The following is a 14011-nucleotide window of genomic DNA, read 5'->3' as shown; positions in this document are numbered from 1 at the left end:
CAGCTAGCGCGCCGGCTTGTAGAGCTGGTCGAAGGTGCCGCCGTCGCCGAAATGGGCCGGCTGCGCCTTGGCCCAGCCGCCGAAGTCCTTGTCGATCGTGACCAGCTCGAGCTTTGGGAAGTTCGCGATGTCCTTGGGGGCGGCCGCCTCGACATTGCGCGGCCGATAATAGTTCTTCGCGATGATCGCCTGGGCCTTCGGCGTGTAGAGGAAGTCGAGATAGGCCTGTGCCTCAGCCCGGGTGCCCTTGGCGTCGACATTGGCGTCGACCAGCGCGACCGGCGGCTCCGCCAGGATCGAGAGGCTCGGCACGACGATATCGAACTTGTCGGCGCCGAATTCATGCAAGGCGAGGAAGGCCTCGTTCTCCCAGGCCAGGAGCACGTCGCCGATGCCGCGCTGGGTGAAGGTCGTGGTCGCGCCGCGCGCGCCGGTGTCGAGCACGGGCACGTTTGCCAAAAGCTTGCCGATATAGTCGCGGACCTTCGCCTCGTCCTTGTTGAAGGCCTTGTCGGCATAGGCCCAGGCGGCGAGATAGTTCCAGCGCGCCCCGCCCGAGGTCTTCGGGTTCGGCGTGATGATCTGCACGCCCGGCTTGACCAGGTCGCCCCAGTCCTTGAGCGCCTTGGGATTGCCCTTGCGGACGAGGAAGACGATCGTCGAGGTGTAGGGCGAGGAGTTGTTGGGCAGGCGCGTCTGCCAGTTTTCCGGCAGCTTCTTCGAGCGCTGGGCGATGGCGTCGATGTCGCCTGCGAGGGCGAGCGTCACCACATCCGCATTGAGACCATCGATGACGGTACGGGCCTGTGCGCCCGAGCCGCCATGGGACTGGCGGATGGTCGTGATCTTCTTGGCGTTCTTCGCGTTCCATTCGGCGATGAAAGCCGCGTTGAGGTCGCGGTAGAGCTCCCGCGTCGGGTCGTAGGAGACGTTCAGCAACTCGGTCTGGGCGCGTGCGCCGGCCACGACGCCGAAGCACAAGGAGAAGGCCCCGAGCACGAGCCCGGCTCTAAGCACACGGCGAAAGATAGGTTGCGTCATGTCAGGGCTCCGTTGCGGTCAATGCCGGAGGCTCGCTAGGAACCGCCGGCATTCGTTCTTAATAACAAACGAAACGTACTGAATTTTCGCACCAGCCTCAACGGCATGCTGCAGCAGGCCCGTTCCAAACTTGAACCCTATGGGAGAAAACGCGTCTCCCTTGAAGGCGTTCCACCGTATTTTTGGTCAGGCATTTTCCGCGCAACGAGATTTGCGGGCAGATCAGGCATAAATCCAAATAAGCCGTTGTGGCAGCGCCGAATTCAGGCCCGGCGCAAATCCTGCGATACGCTGGTGGCGGCTACCGCCCCCAGCGCATGCCCCACCAGGACGAGCACAGGCCCCTTGGCCGGCAACTGGGTGAGCATATCAGGCAATGTCGCGATCGTCGCGGCCACCCGGACTTCGTCCGGCCGCGTCGCCGCCAGCACGGCAACGGCCGGTGTCTGCGGATCGAGCCCGGCCGCCACGGCGCGGTCGCGGAAGCCTGCGAGCGTGGCGCGGGCCATGTAGATCACCGTCGTCGCATAGGGATCGGCCATGGCCTGCCAGTCGAGATCGTCAGGCAGGTCGCCGCTGCGGGCATGGCCGGTGACGAATTGCAGGCGGCGCGCATGGTCGCGATGGGTCAGCGACAGGCCAAGCGAGGCCGCAGCCCCTTGCGCCGCCGAGATGCCGGGCACGATCGCGACCGGGATATTGGCGGCGGCACAGGCCTCGATCTCCTCGCCGGCGCGGCCGAAGATGCCGGGGTCGCCGCCCTTGAGGCGCACGACATGCTTGCCCTGACCAGCCAGTGCGACGATCAGGGCGTTGATGTCACTCTGTTTGACGGACGGCCCATAGCCGGTCTTGCCGACCAGCATGCGCTTGGCTTCGCGGCGGGCGAATTCCAGCACGCCAGACGAGACGAGGTCGTCATACAAGATGATGTCGGCGCTCTGCAGTGCGCGGATGGCCTTCAGCGTCAGGAGCTCCGGGTCGCCCGGGCCGGCACCGACCAGGGTCACCCGGCCTGTGCCGTCATGGGCGTTTTCAAGTCGGTCGAGCGCGCTGAAGAGGTCGCTCCTGTCGATCTCGCCGGGGTCTCGTTCGGGAGCTGCGATGGCGCGCGCCGTGAAGCGCTCCCAGAAGGCGCGGCGAAGCGCGAAAGGAAGCTCACGCACCTGCACGGCGGGCCGCCAGTCCTTGGCCGCCTGGGCCCAGCTCTTCAACCCGGCCGGCAGCAACCCTTCGATCTTGGCGCGAATCGCCTGCCCGAAGACGGGCGCGGCGCCGTCGGTCGAGATCGCGACGATCAAGGGCGAACGGTTGACCAGCGAACCGAAGGCGAAATCGCAGAATTCGGGCTTGTCGACGACATTGACCGGTACGCCCAGCTGCCGCGCAGCTGCCGCGAAGGCGCGCGCCTCGGCGAGATCCTCGATATCGCCGATGGCAAGCGCCGCGTCGGCCAGATCGTCCGGCTGCCAATGCCGGGCGACCACGGTCACATGGCCGGCGGGTGGCTCGTTGGCGAAGTCCGTGAAGCGGTCAGCCGCATCGCCGGCGAAAACACGGAGGTCGGCTCCAGCCGCCGCGATCAATTCGGCCTTCCAGAGCGCGCTCTCGCTGCCGCCGGCGAGCACGACCTTGCGTCCCTCCAGCTTGTGGAAGAGCGGCAGCGTCGCCAGCCGGTCGATGCGGCGCGCGGTGGTCGGCTCTGGTTGTCTTTCGCTCATCGCGTCGCTGTGGTGGCTCTGACATCGGTGGGGCGTGTCTCGCCCCCCGCTGGCGGCATCAGCAACCAGAAGACAGCCAAGAGCACAATGATAAGGCGAAAGCAAAGATCGAACCAGCGCTCATGGGGCTGCTTCGGAAGCAGATTGGCGATCTCGCTGTCCATGCTGTCCTCCTTCAATCCGCGTAATGTCGCCGGTCCGGCGGCGCTGTCTCTATCGGCCGCGCGGGGCGCCATCGCGTTAAGATGCGGCGAGGCGGCCGGCGGCGCGGGCCGTCCGACGCTGGTCGAGGATGTTGTGGCTGTCGCCATAGCCGCGCTGATAGCCATGGCTGATCTGGCCCGCGGCCTTGAGCCATTGCTCGACCGGTTGACGTGCCGCGCTGGCCTCGGGCAGTTCGATTTCGTCGAAGCCGCAGGCCAGCGCATAGGCGAACTGGTCGGCGATCAGGGGGCCGCTGGCGCGCAAGGTTCCGGTGAAGCCGTGATTGCGGATCAGCTTGGCGAGGCTGAAGCCGCGCCCGTCCGAATAGGCCGGGAAGCTGACAGCGATCAGCGAGAGCTGGCGCAGCACCAGCTTGAGCTCGGCGATGCGGATATTATTGGGGATCACGACGCCGATGCGCTGGTCGCGCGTCTTCTGCTGAAGCGCCTCGGTCAGCGCTTCCCACGGCACCAGGGCCTGCGAGAGGTTGTCGACCCCTGAGCCTTCGCTGCGCGTCCAGGCGTCGATTTTGGTGCCGTTCCGATCAAGCAACGGCATGGGCGACCTCCTGGAAGGCGGCCTTGAACGGGGCAAGGCCGATGCGACGGACGTTCTCGATGAAGCTCTCGCCCTCGGCCCGCTCGGAGAGATAGACGTTCACGATCCGCTCGATTGCGTCGGGAACATCCTCCGCCGCGAGGCCTGGCCCCAGGATCTCGCCGATCGCGGCGTTCTCGGTCGCGTCGCCGCCAAGCGTGATCTGATAGGATTCGATCCCGCGCTTCTCCAGGCCAAGAATGCCGATATGGCCGACATGGTGGTGGCCGCAGGCGTTGATGCAGCCCGAAATCTTGATGTTGAGCTCGCCGATCGCCTTCTGGCGATTGTCGTCGGCGAAACGATGCTGGATCGCCTGTGCGATCGGGATCGAACGCGCCGTCGCCAGCGCGCAGTAATCGAGCCCGGGGCAGGAAATGATGTCGGTGATCAGGCCGATATTGGCGCTTGCGAGCCCCGCTTCGCCGAGCCTCTGCCAGATCGCGAAGAGGTCGCGCTGGCGGACATAGGGCAGCACGAGGTTCTGCGCATGGGTCACGCGGATTTCGGCTTGCGAATACTGCTCGGCAAGATCGGCGACGAGCCGCATCTGGTCGGAGGTCGCATCGCCCGGCGCCTCGCCGACGGGTTTCAGCGAGATCGTCAGCGCCGCATAGCCCGGCGCCTTGTGCGGGATCGTATTGACCTCGATCCAGCGCGCGAAAGCCGGGTTGGCGGCCTTCGTCGCCTCCAGCACCCGGCTCGTCGCCGGCAGGACCTCATAATCGGGCGTCTTGAAATAGTCGGCGATGCGCGCGACCTCGGCCGGATCGGCGTTCACTGACGGGCCATCGAGCCGGGCGAACTCCTCCTCGACGCGACGGCGGAATTCTTCGACACCGATCTCATGGACGAGGATCTTGACCCGCGCCTTGTATTTGTTGTCGCGCCGGCCTTCGAGATTATAGACCCGCATGATCGCCTCGAGGAAGGCGAGCAGGTCATTCTTGGGCAGGTAGTCGCGCACGACCTTGCCGATCATCGGGGTGCGACCGAGGCCGCCGCCGACGCTGACCTCGTAGCTGACTTCATGGGTGTCGGGATGGCGGCGCAGGCGCAGGCCGATATCGTGCGCCTTGATCACGGCGCGGTCATGCTCGGCGCCGGTCACCGCGATCTTGAACTTGCGCGGCAGGTAGTCGAATTCCGGATGCAGCGACGACCATTGCCGGATCAATTCGGCGGTCGGGCGCGGATCCTCGATCTCGTCCTGCGCCACGCCGGCGAAATGGTCGGCCGTGACGTTACGGATGCAGTTGCCGGAGGTCTGGATGCAATGCATCTCGACATCGGCGAGCAGATCCAGGATTTCGGGCACGTCGCGCAGCTTCGGCCAGTTGAACTGCAGGTTCTGGCGCGTGGTGAAATGGCCGTAGCCGCGGTCGTAGCGTTCGCCGATCAGCGCAAGCTGGCGCAGCTGCTTCGACGACAGCGTGCCATAGGGGATGGCGATGCGCAGCATATAGGCGTGGAGCTGCAGATAGACGCCGTTCTTGAGCCGCAGCGGCTTGAACTCGTCCTCGGTGATCGAGCCGTCGAGGCGGCGCGCCACCTGGTCGCGGAACTGGGCGACCCGCTCGCGGACAAAACGCTCGTCGAATTCATCATAGCGGTACATCGGTCAGACCCTCTGCCCGGCAGAGATCCCGTCCCCGGCCTGCTTGCCGAGATCGGGACGGTTGCTGGGCCCCAGCGTTTTGAACCTCTCGCGGAAATGCCGCGGAACCGGCTGGCCGGTCTCCATGGCGACATCGACGAGATAGGCATCGACCACGCGATTGCCCGCGAGCTCGGCCGCGGCGAAAGCCTCGAGGCTCTCTGCGGCGGGGTCGTCCGAGGCGACCAGCGCCAGCGCCGGATCGCGCGTCCAGGCGAGTTGTCCGTTGGCATCGGTGACAGCGAAGACGACATCGCCGTCGAGCAGATCGTTGGCGAGCAGGATCGCCGGCAAGGGAACGCGCTTGGGGGCGGCAGCCATCACGCAGCCTCCGCCAAAGTGAGCGTCAGACCGTCGAGATCGTCGGACCAGATGATCTGGCAGGAGAGGCGCGAGGTCGCCTCGATCAATGGCAGGGTATCGAGCGCGTCGATCTCATCCTCGCGCGGCTCCGGCAGGCGCTTGGCCCAGTCGGGCGCGACGACGACATGGCAGGTGGCGCAATCGCAGGAACCGCCGCAGACGCCCTCGATCCCGACCTTGTAGTCGCGCAGGATCTCCATCACCCGCCAGCCTTCAACGGCTTCGAGTTCATGGGCGCGACCGTCGCGGTCGATCACATTCAGAATGGCCACTGCGCCGCTTGCCCCGTTCGTTCTTCCGAACGTTTCAAATAAGCCAGAGCGGCGATCGGTTCAATTCACGCAAGGTAGCGTGTTTTTTCTTATTCCCGATCAAAAGGAGGAGATTTCTCTTTCCAACTCATCGGGCATGGCGCGCATCGAGTGGATTTTCCTCCACAGGAGGAGAGGCGACAACGGCTGCGTCAGACCAATCCGCCCAGCCGATAGCCCACGCCGGGTTCGGTCTCGATCAGCTTCGGCGCCGCAGGGTCATCCTCGAGCTTCTGGCGCAACTGCCCGACGAAGACGCGCAGATACTGCACGTCATGCTCATGCGCCGGCCCCCAGACCGCGGTCAGGATCTGGCGATGCGTCAGCACGCGGCCGTTTCCGCCGGCCAGGCTGGCGAGCAGGTCGTATTCCTTCGGTGAGAGTTTGACATGCACCCCGGCGCGGCTGATGCGGCGGTTGACGAGGTCGATCTCGACATCGCCTGAGCGGATCGTCGCCTCCGCGCCTTGCCGCTCGATGCGGTGGCGCAGCGCAACGCGCAGGCGCGCCAGCAATTCCCCGACGCCGAAGGGCTTTTCGACATAGTCATCGGCGCCGGCATCGAGCGCGTCGATCTTCTCGGTCTCGCGGTCCCGGGCCGAGAGGATGATCACCGGCCCGTCATAGAAGGCGCGTGCCTTGGCCAGGGCCTCCTTGCCGTCCATGTCGGGCAGGCCGAGATCGAGCACCACGGCGTCGGGCGGTTTGCGCGCGATCTCGCGCAGGCCGGCCGTGGCGTCGTCGGCGCGGACATGCTCGTAACCCGCCGCATCGAGCGCGGGGCCGAGGAAGCGGTGGATCTGCGGCTCGTCGTCGATGACAAGGATGCGGGGGCGGAAAGCAGTCATGACAGAACCTCCGGCGCCGCGCCGTCCTTGCGCAGGCTGATCAATATGCGGGTGCCGCCCTTGGAACCGTCGGGCCGGTCCTGGATCGGGCTCGCGGCTGCGATGCGCCCGCCCATCGCCTCGACAAAGCCCTTGGAGATGGCAAGGCCGAGGCCTGCCCCCTTGCCGCGCTCGCCGCCGCGATCAGTCGCTTCTTCCATGCGCCGGAACTTCTCGAAGACGCGTTCGAGCTCGGCAGTCGGGATGCCGCGACCTTCGTCCTCGATCGAGATCACGACATTGCCCCGGTCCTCATAGGCAGCGGTTTCGATCAGCGAACCGTTCTCGCTATAGGCGATCGCGTTCTCCAGGATGTTGACCAGGGCCTGTTCGAGCAAGGACGGGTCGGCTGGCACGGCCGAAAGTTCGGCTGGAAAATCGCGCTGGATGCGGCGGTTCTCCAGCCGCCGCGAGACCCGCGCGATCGCGGCCGAGATCACGTCGCGGACATCGGTCCAGTCGCGGCGTGTCACCAGCGCGCCGCCCTCCAGCCGCGTCATGTCGAGCAGGTCGCCGACATAGCGGTTGAGGCGCTCGGCCTCCTCGCGAATCGACAAAAGCAGATCGTCGGCCACGGCCGGCTCGACGCTCTTGCCGAAATCGATCAGCGTCGTCACCGAGCCGAGCACGGTGGCGAGCGGTGTGCGCAGATCATGGCTGACCGAGTTCAATAGCGCCGAGCGCAATCGGTCCGTCCGGCGCAGCGCCTCGGCATCGACGGCGGCTGCGGCGAGCTCCACCCGCTCCAGCGCAATCGCGCCCTGGTCGAGCAGCGCCATGGCAAAACGCTCATTCTCCGCACCCAGCAGGGCCTTGGGCTCGAACCCGACCACGCCCGTGCGCGCCCGCACGCCCTGCAAGGGCCGGAAGGTCCAGGCGACATTGGGCAGCGTGCCGGTGCCGGCTCCGGCGGGCTCGCCCCGGTTCCAGCTCCAGCGCGCGGCCGTCATGTCGGCGGTAGTCAACGGCTCCAGCGAGGGCGCACCGGCGCTGGGCGCGATCTCGTCTCCTTGCGGCAGCAGGACGATGACCTTCCCGGCCGTTGCCGCCGAAAGCTGCTCGGCCAGCACGGTCGCGGCGTCCTCCCGGCGCGCTGCGCCCGAAAGCCTGCGGCTTGCCGCCAGCAGCGCCGTGATCGCCGAGGCGCGCCGCGCCGTCGCCTTGGCCTGGTCGCGGATGCGCCCGGTCAGGCCGCCGGTGGCGACGGCCGCGACGAAGAACACGGCGAAGGTCAGCACATCCGCGGGATTGCCGATCCACATCGACAGGCGCGGCTCGAGGAAGAAGAAGTTGTAGGCGAGGGCAGCGAGCCCTGCCGCGGTCAGCGACGGCCAAAGGCCGAAGGCGACGCCCGCTCCCAGCACGCTGACGAGAAACAGCATGGCGAGGTTGGCGTTCTCCGCCTGGCGATCGACCAATGTCGCGACGACGACTGCCGCGGCGACCATGACCGCCGCGCCGATATGGCCGCGCCAGGAGAGATCGCGCGTCGGCGCAGTCGGGGGCGGGCCGGCCGGTACGGAGGCGATATCGGTGATGATGTGAAGCGCCGCACCGTTTTGCGCCTCCAGCAGGGCAGGGGCGAGCGAGCGATGGAACCAGGCGCGCCAACCCCTGCGATGCGATTTTCCGACGACGATCTGGGTGACGTTGTTGCGGCGCGCATATTCCAGCACGCTGGCGACGAGATCGTCGCTCGTCAGCACGACATTGGCGGCGCCAAGCTGTTCGGCGAGCTTGAGCGCTTCCGCCAGCCTCTGACCGCGTGCCGGATCGGCGTCCGAACGGTTGGGCCGCTCGACATGGGCGACCGTCCAGGGCGCGTCCATCATCATGTCGGAAAGGCGCCGGCCGGCGCGCACGAGCGAGGACGCCATCGCGTCTGGCCCGATCAGCACCAGGATGCGTTCGCCGGCAGCCCAGGGGCCTTCGACGCCGGCGCGTTTCATCGCCTGGTTCAGATGGTCGTCGACCGTCTGTGCGGCGCGGCGCAAGGCAAGCTCGCGCAGCGCGGTCAGGTTCTCCGGCTTGAAGAAATGGTCGGCGGCGAGCCGCGCCGTCTCGGGGAGGTAGACCTTGCCCTCGGCCATGCGCTGGCGCAGCTCGCTCGGCGTGATGTCGATCAGTTCGATCTCGTCGGCGCTGCTCAGGACACTGTCGGGCACGGTTTCGCGCTGGCGCACGCCGGTGATCTTCCAGATCACGTCGACCAGGCTCTCGAGATGCTGGACGTTCAGCGTCGTCCAGATGTCGATCCCGGCGTCGAGGAGCTCCTGCACATCCTGCCAGCGCTTGGGGTGGCGGCTGCCCGGCGCATTGGAATGCGCGTATTCATCGACCAGCAGCAGGCGCGGCTTGCAGGCCAGCGCCGCATCGAGGTCGAACTCCATCAGCATCCGGCCATTATGCTCGATCGGCCGACGCGCCATCACCTCCAGCCCGTCGAGCAGCGCTTCGGTCTCGCGGCGGCCATGCGTCTCGACGAGGCCGACCAGCACCTCGCCATGCTCCGCTTGCGCGCGCTTGCCCTGGGTGAGCATCTCGTAGGTCTTGCCGACGCCCGGCGCCATGCCGAGAAATATCTTCAGCCGGCCGCGTTTACCGCGGCCGGCCTGGGCCAGAAGGGCGTCGGGATCAGGGCGTCCCTGTTCCCGGAATCGGGTCTCGTCCGTGGTCATTACGGCTTAGCTTGAGCCTTCGGATAGCGTGCGTCGAGGGCGAGGTTGGCGGTCAGCACGTTGACGCGCGGCCGGCCGATGAAACCGAGCAGATAACCTTGCGTGTTCTGGGCGATGATCTCGGCGACCTCAGCCGGCTGGGCGCCGCGCGTCCTAGCGATGCGCTCGATCTGGCGGGCCGCGTTCTCCGGCGAGATATGCGGGTCGAGACCCGAACCCGATGCTTGAACGGCGTCAGCCGGCAGCGGGCCGGCGCCGTCAGCGGCGCGGATCGCCTCGGCATCGGTCTTGATGCGCGTGGCGAGGTCCTCGTTCAGCGGCCCGAAATTGGAGCCGGAGGAATTGGCAGCGTCATAGCCGTCCTTGCCGGCAGCCGAGGGGCGGGGCCGCAGATAGGCATCGTCCTTGAAGATCTGGCCGATCCATTCCGAGCCGATGATCTCGCCGGCCTGGTTGCGGATCAGCGAGCCACCGGCCTGCGCCGGAAACATGGCCTGGGAGAGCCCGGTGACGCCGAGCGGATAGGCGATGCCGAGCAGGAGGGTGAAGAAGACCATCGAGACGATGGCGGGGCGAAGATGGGACCACATGGTCGTTGTCCTTTGATGAGCGGTCAGGCGAGCTTCAGCGCCGCGACGATCATGTCGATCAGCTTGATGCCGACGAAGGGCGCGATCAGCCCGCCGATGCCGTAGATGGTGAGGTTGCGCGAGAGCAGCTTGGCGGCCCCGATCGCCCGGTAGCGCACGCCGCGCAGCGCCAGCGGGATTAGCGCGACGATGACGAGCGCGTTGAAGATCACCGCCGAGAGGATGGCGCTCTGCGGGCTCGACAGGCCCATGATGTTCATCGCGCCAAGCGAGGGCAGGGCGACGACGAACATCGCCGGGATGATGGCGAAATATTTCGCCACGTCGTTGGCGATCGAGAAGGTCGTCAACGCCCCGCGCGTGATCAAGAGCTGTTTGCCGACCTCGACGATCTCCAGAACCTTGGTCGGATCGCTATCGAGATCGACCATGTTGCCGGCCTCGCGGGCGGCCTGCGCGCCGGTCTGCATGGCGACGCCGACATCGGCCTGCGCCAGGGCAGGGGCATCGTTGGCGCCGTCGCCGCACATCGCGACCAGGCGGCCCTTGGCCTGCTCGGTGCGGATGATGCGCAGCTTGTCCTCGGGCGTCGCCTCGGCGAGGAAATCATCGACGCCGGCTTCCGAGGCGATGGCAGCCGCCGTTACCGGGTTGTCGCCGGTGATCATGACGGTGCGCACGCCCATGCGGCGCAGATCGGCGAAGCGGTCCTTCACGCCGGGCTTCACCACATCCTTGAGATGGATGACGCCGACCAGCGCGCCGTGCTCGCTGACGGCGAGCGGCGTGCCGCCGGACCGCGCGACGCGGTCGACCGCCTGGCGCAATTCGGCGGGAACCTGGCTCTCGGAGAGGTCGAGCGAGCGGATGACCGCATCCACAGCGCCCTTGCGCCAGGACTTGCCGTCGGCATCGAGGCCGGACTGGCGTGTCGTGGCGCTGAACGGGATCGAGGTCGCCCCCGCCGGGATTTGCGCTGTCACGCCCTGATTGCGGGCGAGCTCGACGATCGAGCGGCCCTCGGGCGTCTCGTCGGCAAGCGAGGCGATCAGCGCGGCGCGCAGCGCCGCATCGGGCCGCACGCCGGGAGCCGGCACGACCTCGACCGCCATGCGGTTGCCGAAGGTGATCGTGCCGGTCTTGTCGAGCAGCAGCGTATCGACGTCGCCTGCCGCCTCGACCGCGCGGCCGGAGGTTGCCAGCACATTGACCTTCAGCAGCCGGTCCATGCCGGCAATGCCGACCGCGCTGAGCAGCCCGCCGATCGTGGTCGGGATCAGCGTCACGAAGAGCGCGCCGAGCACCATGGGATCGAGCGTCACGCCCAAGAACGCCCCAAGCCCGGTCAGCGTCACGACGGCGATCAGGAAGACCAGCGTCAGCCCCGCGAGCAGCACGGCGAGCGCAAGCTCGTTGGGCGTCTTGCGCCGGTCGGCGCCTTCCACCATCGCGATCATGCGATCGAGGAAGGACGAGCCCTGCTGCGAGGTGACCTTCACCTTGAGCCAGTCGGAGACGACCGTGGTGCCGCCGGTGACGGCCGAGCGGTCGCCGCCGCTCTCGCGGATGACGGGGGCGGATTCGCCGGTGATGGCAGCCTCGTTGACCGAGGCGACACCCTCGATGATCTCGCCATCGGCCGGAATCACGTCGCCGGCCTCGACCAGCACGATATCGCCCGGCACGAGTTCATGAGCCGGCGTCGGGACCATCGCATTGCGGGCGTCGTCGATGATCAGCTTGGCCCTGGTGGTGACGCGGGTGGCGCGCAGGCTGTCGGCCGCCGCCTTGCCGCGCCCTTCGGCGATGGCCTCGGCGAAATTGGCGAAGAGCACGGTCAGCCAGAGCCAGGCCGCGATCTGGATCGGAAAGCTGGCCGGCAGGCCGCCGGCGATGGCGACGCCGGCCGAGACGGTCGCGAGCGCCGCGACCACCTCGGTTGCGAGGATCACCGGGTTGCCGGTCAGTGCGCGCGGGTCGAGCTTGACGAAGGCGCTCTTCAGCGCGGTCGTCACGACGCTCTGGTCGATCGCGCCGGATTTGACAAAAGACATGGACATGATTGGATTTCCTTTGTCGGCTCAGCGTGAAGCCGCAGCCGCAAGCAGCTGGAAATGCTCGACGATCGGGCCCAGAGCGAGCGCGGGGAAGAATTGCAGGCCGCCCAGGATCAAGACGATGCCGATGAGCAGGCCGACAAAGAGCGGGCTGTCGCTCGGCAAGGTGCCGGCGGTCGGCTGAAGCTTCGGCTTGGCCGCTAGCGCGCCAGCGATGGCGAGAACCGGCACGATATAGGCGAAGCGGCCGAGCAGCATGCCGATGGCCAGCGTCGTGTTCCACCAGGGGGTGTTGGCGGTGAGCCCGGCAAAGGCCGAGCCGTTGTTCCCCGCCGCCGACGAATAGGCGTAGAGGATCTCGGACAATCCACGCGGCCCCTTGTTCAGCAAACCTTCGAGTGCGACCGGCAGCACGGCGGCGATGGCGGAGAAGCCGAGAATGGCGAGCGGCAGGATCAGCACCGCCAGCATGGCGAACTTGATCTCGCGCGCCTCGACCTTCTTGCCGAGATATTCAGGCGTACGCCCGACCATCAACCCCGCGACGAAGACCGCAAGCAGGGCCATCACCACCATGCCGTAAAGGCCGGAGCCGACGCCGCCCGGCAGGACCTCGCCGAGCTGGATCATGAACATCGCAACGCCGCCGCCAAGCGGCATGAAGCTGCCATGCATCGCGTTGACCGAGCCGTTGGAGGCGCCGGTCGTCTGCGCCGCCCAGACCGATGAAGCGGCCGGCCCGAAGCGGACCTCCTTGCCCTCCATATTGGACGGGGCGTCGGTGATGCCGGCTGCGATCATCGCCGGCTGCGGCGTGAGCGTCTCCGAAGCATAGATCGCGGCGGCGGCGACGCCGACGAGGATGACCATCACCGCGATCAGCGCCTTGGCCTCCTTGCGCGCCCCGGCAATGCGCCCGAAAGCGATCACGGTGCCGAAGGCAAGCGCGTTGATCGAGGTGGCCTCGATCAGGTTGGTGAACGGCGTCGGGTTTTCGAACGGGTGCGCCGAGTTGACGTTGAAGATGCCGCCGCCATTGGTGCCCCACTGCTTGATCGCCTCCTGCGAGGCGGTCGGGAACAGTGAGATCACCTGTTTGGCACCCTCGATGGTCGAGGCTTCGACATTGGCGAGCAGGGTCTGCGGCACGCCGGCCGCGACCAGCACGAGCGCGGTCACGATCGAGAGCGGCAGCAGCACATAGAGCGTGGTGCGCGTCAGATCGACCCAGAAATTGCCGAGGTTCTCGCCGCGATCGGCGGCGAAGGCACGCGCGACCGCAGCCGCGATCGCCAGGCCGGTGCCGGCCGAGACGAAGTTATGCACGGTGAGCCCCGCCATCTGGCTGAGATTGCTCATCGTCGCCTCGCCGGCATAGGACTGCCAGTTCGTGTTGGTGACGAAGCTGACCGCCGTGTTGAAGGCGAGATGCGGCGACAGGCCGTCGAAGCCTTGCGGGTTGAGCGGCAGCAGGTTCTGGAAGCGCAGCTGCAGATAGAGCAGCACGAAGCCGGCGGCGCTGAAGGCGAGCACCGCCCCGGCATAGCTCAGCCAGTTCTGCCCCTTGTTGCGGTCGATGCCGAAGGCGGCATAGGCGAGCGCCTCGACCGGCCGCAGCACCGGATCGAGCCAGGTGCGTTCGCCCGCCCAGACGCGCGCCATGAAGATACCGAGCGGCCAACCCATGGCCACCGTCAACGCGATCGTAAAAACGATCTCGGCCCAGCCCCGCCAATCCATTGCGAGGTCTCCTTATGATTTTGAGGTCAGAAGCGGTCGGGGCGCAAAAGCGCGGCGACCATGTAGACCGCAAGCCCGAGGGCAGCAGTCGCGTAAAGCCAGGTGAGCGCCATGATCGTCAGACCTTGCGCAGCAGCGTTGCGTAGCAACCGAAGAGCAGGAAGG

General features: G+C 66.8%; 12 protein-coding genes. All 12 read right to left on the bottom strand.

Annotation, left to right across the window (positions count from 1 at the left end):
• Positions 1-3: 3 nt before the first annotated feature.
• The 12 genes from BHK69_RS19950 to kdpA all read right to left on the bottom strand — a co-directional run bounded on the left by BHK69_RS19950 (position 4) and on the right by kdpA (position 13846).
• The gene (locus tag BHK69_RS19950; RefSeq protein WP_069691619.1) at positions 4-1041 is read right to left on the bottom strand and encodes a sulfate ABC transporter substrate-binding protein; all 1038 of its coding nucleotides are present in this window, start codon (positions 1039-1041) and stop codon (positions 4-6) included.
• Between the two features lie 263 nt (positions 1042-1304).
• Positions 1305-2762, bottom strand: a complete 1458-nt coding sequence (gene cysG / locus BHK69_RS19945; protein ID WP_069691618.1) for a siroheme synthase CysG — start codon at positions 2760-2762, stop codon at positions 1305-1307.
• The gene (locus tag BHK69_RS32700; protein WP_158516247.1) at positions 2759-2926 is read right to left on the bottom strand and encodes a hypothetical protein; all 168 of its coding nucleotides are present in this window, start codon (positions 2924-2926) and stop codon (positions 2759-2761) included. Before BHK69_RS32700 ends, cysG begins: the two co-directional genes overlap by 4 nt.
• A 76-nt stretch (positions 2927-3002) precedes the next feature.
• Positions 3003-3524, bottom strand: a complete 522-nt coding sequence (locus BHK69_RS19940; RefSeq protein ID WP_069691617.1) for a DUF934 domain-containing protein — start codon at positions 3522-3524, stop codon at positions 3003-3005.
• Positions 3511-5181 (bottom strand): nitrite/sulfite reductase, encoded by a 1671-nt coding sequence (locus tag BHK69_RS19935; protein WP_069691616.1) that lies wholly within the window; start codon positions 5179-5181, stop codon positions 3511-3513. Before BHK69_RS19935 ends, BHK69_RS19940 begins: the two co-directional genes overlap by 14 nt.
• A 3-nt stretch (positions 5182-5184) precedes the next feature.
• Positions 5185-5541 (bottom strand): DUF2849 domain-containing protein, encoded by a 357-nt coding sequence (locus BHK69_RS19930; RefSeq protein WP_069691615.1) that lies wholly within the window; start codon positions 5539-5541, stop codon positions 5185-5187.
• Positions 5541-5855, bottom strand: a complete 315-nt coding sequence (locus BHK69_RS19925) for a 2Fe-2S iron-sulfur cluster-binding protein (protein ID WP_069691614.1) — start codon at positions 5853-5855, stop codon at positions 5541-5543. Before BHK69_RS19925 ends, BHK69_RS19930 begins: the two co-directional genes overlap by 1 nt.
• A 191-nt stretch (positions 5856-6046) precedes the next feature.
• Positions 6047-6742 carry a response regulator gene (locus tag BHK69_RS19920; RefSeq protein WP_069691613.1) on the bottom strand — a complete coding sequence of 232 codons (696 nt, stop codon included), beginning with the start codon at positions 6740-6742 and terminating at the stop codon, positions 6047-6049.
• Complete coding sequence (locus tag BHK69_RS19915) at positions 6739-9351, bottom strand: DUF4118 domain-containing protein (RefSeq protein WP_244548256.1); 2613 nt, start codon at positions 9349-9351, stop codon at positions 6739-6741. The genes BHK69_RS19920 and BHK69_RS19915 overlap by 4 nt, the downstream gene beginning before the upstream one ends.
• Before the next feature lie 107 nt (positions 9352-9458).
• Positions 9459-10049, bottom strand: coding sequence for a potassium-transporting ATPase subunit KdpC (kdpC, locus tag BHK69_RS19910; protein WP_069691611.1), 591 nt, complete (start codon positions 10047-10049; stop codon positions 9459-9461).
• Positions 10050-10072: 23 nt separating this feature from the next.
• Entirely contained in the window at positions 10073-12109 is a 2037-nt protein-coding gene (kdpB, locus tag BHK69_RS19905; protein ID WP_069691610.1) for a potassium-transporting ATPase subunit KdpB, read from the bottom strand.
• Positions 12110-12130: 21 nt separating this feature from the next.
• The gene (gene kdpA / locus BHK69_RS19900) at positions 12131-13846 is read right to left on the bottom strand and encodes a potassium-transporting ATPase subunit KdpA (protein ID WP_069691609.1); all 1716 of its coding nucleotides are present in this window, start codon (positions 13844-13846) and stop codon (positions 12131-12133) included.
• Positions 13847-14011: the final 165 nt, after the last annotated feature.

The sequence above is a fragment of the Bosea vaviloviae genome (assembly GCF_001741865.1).
Lineage (GTDB): Bacteria > Pseudomonadota > Alphaproteobacteria > Rhizobiales > Beijerinckiaceae > Allobosea > Allobosea vaviloviae.
The sequence above is the reverse complement of the archived record's forward strand: the minus strand, read 5'-3'. Positions and strand labels throughout refer to the sequence as shown.

Bases quoted from the DNA above. Each gene is read 5' to 3' on its own strand.
- BHK69_RS19950 (WP_069691619.1), bottom strand. From the start codon at position 1,041: ATGACGCAACCTATCTTTCGCCGTGTGCTTAGAGCCGGGCTCGTGCTC.
- cysG (WP_069691618.1), bottom strand. From the start codon at position 2,762: ATGAGCGAAAGACAACCAGAGCCGACCACCGCGCGCCGCATCGACCGG.
- BHK69_RS32700 (WP_158516247.1), bottom strand. From the start codon at position 2,926: ATGGACAGCGAGATCGCCAATCTGCTTCCGAAGCAGCCCCATGAGCGC.
- BHK69_RS19940 (WP_069691617.1), bottom strand. From the start codon at position 3,524: ATGCCGTTGCTTGATCGGAACGGCACCAAAATCGACGCCTGGACGCGC.
- BHK69_RS19935 (WP_069691616.1), bottom strand. From the start codon at position 5,181: ATGTACCGCTATGATGAATTCGACGAGCGTTTTGTCCGCGAGCGGGTC.
- BHK69_RS19930 (WP_069691615.1), bottom strand. From the start codon at position 5,541: ATGGCTGCCGCCCCCAAGCGCGTTCCCTTGCCGGCGATCCTGCTCGCC.
- BHK69_RS19920 (WP_069691613.1), bottom strand. From the start codon at position 6,742: ATGACTGCTTTCCGCCCCCGCATCCTTGTCATCGACGACGAGCCGCAG.
- BHK69_RS19915 (WP_244548256.1), bottom strand. From the start codon at position 9,351: ATGGCGCCGGGCGTCGGCAAGACCTACGAGATGCTCACCCAGGGCAAG.
- kdpC (WP_069691611.1), bottom strand. From the start codon at position 10,049: ATGTGGTCCCATCTTCGCCCCGCCATCGTCTCGATGGTCTTCTTCACC.
- kdpB (WP_069691610.1), bottom strand. From the start codon at position 12,109: ATGTCCATGTCTTTTGTCAAATCCGGCGCGATCGACCAGAGCGTCGTG.
- kdpA (WP_069691609.1), bottom strand. From the start codon at position 13,846: ATGGATTGGCGGGGCTGGGCCGAGATCGTTTTTACGATCGCGTTGACG.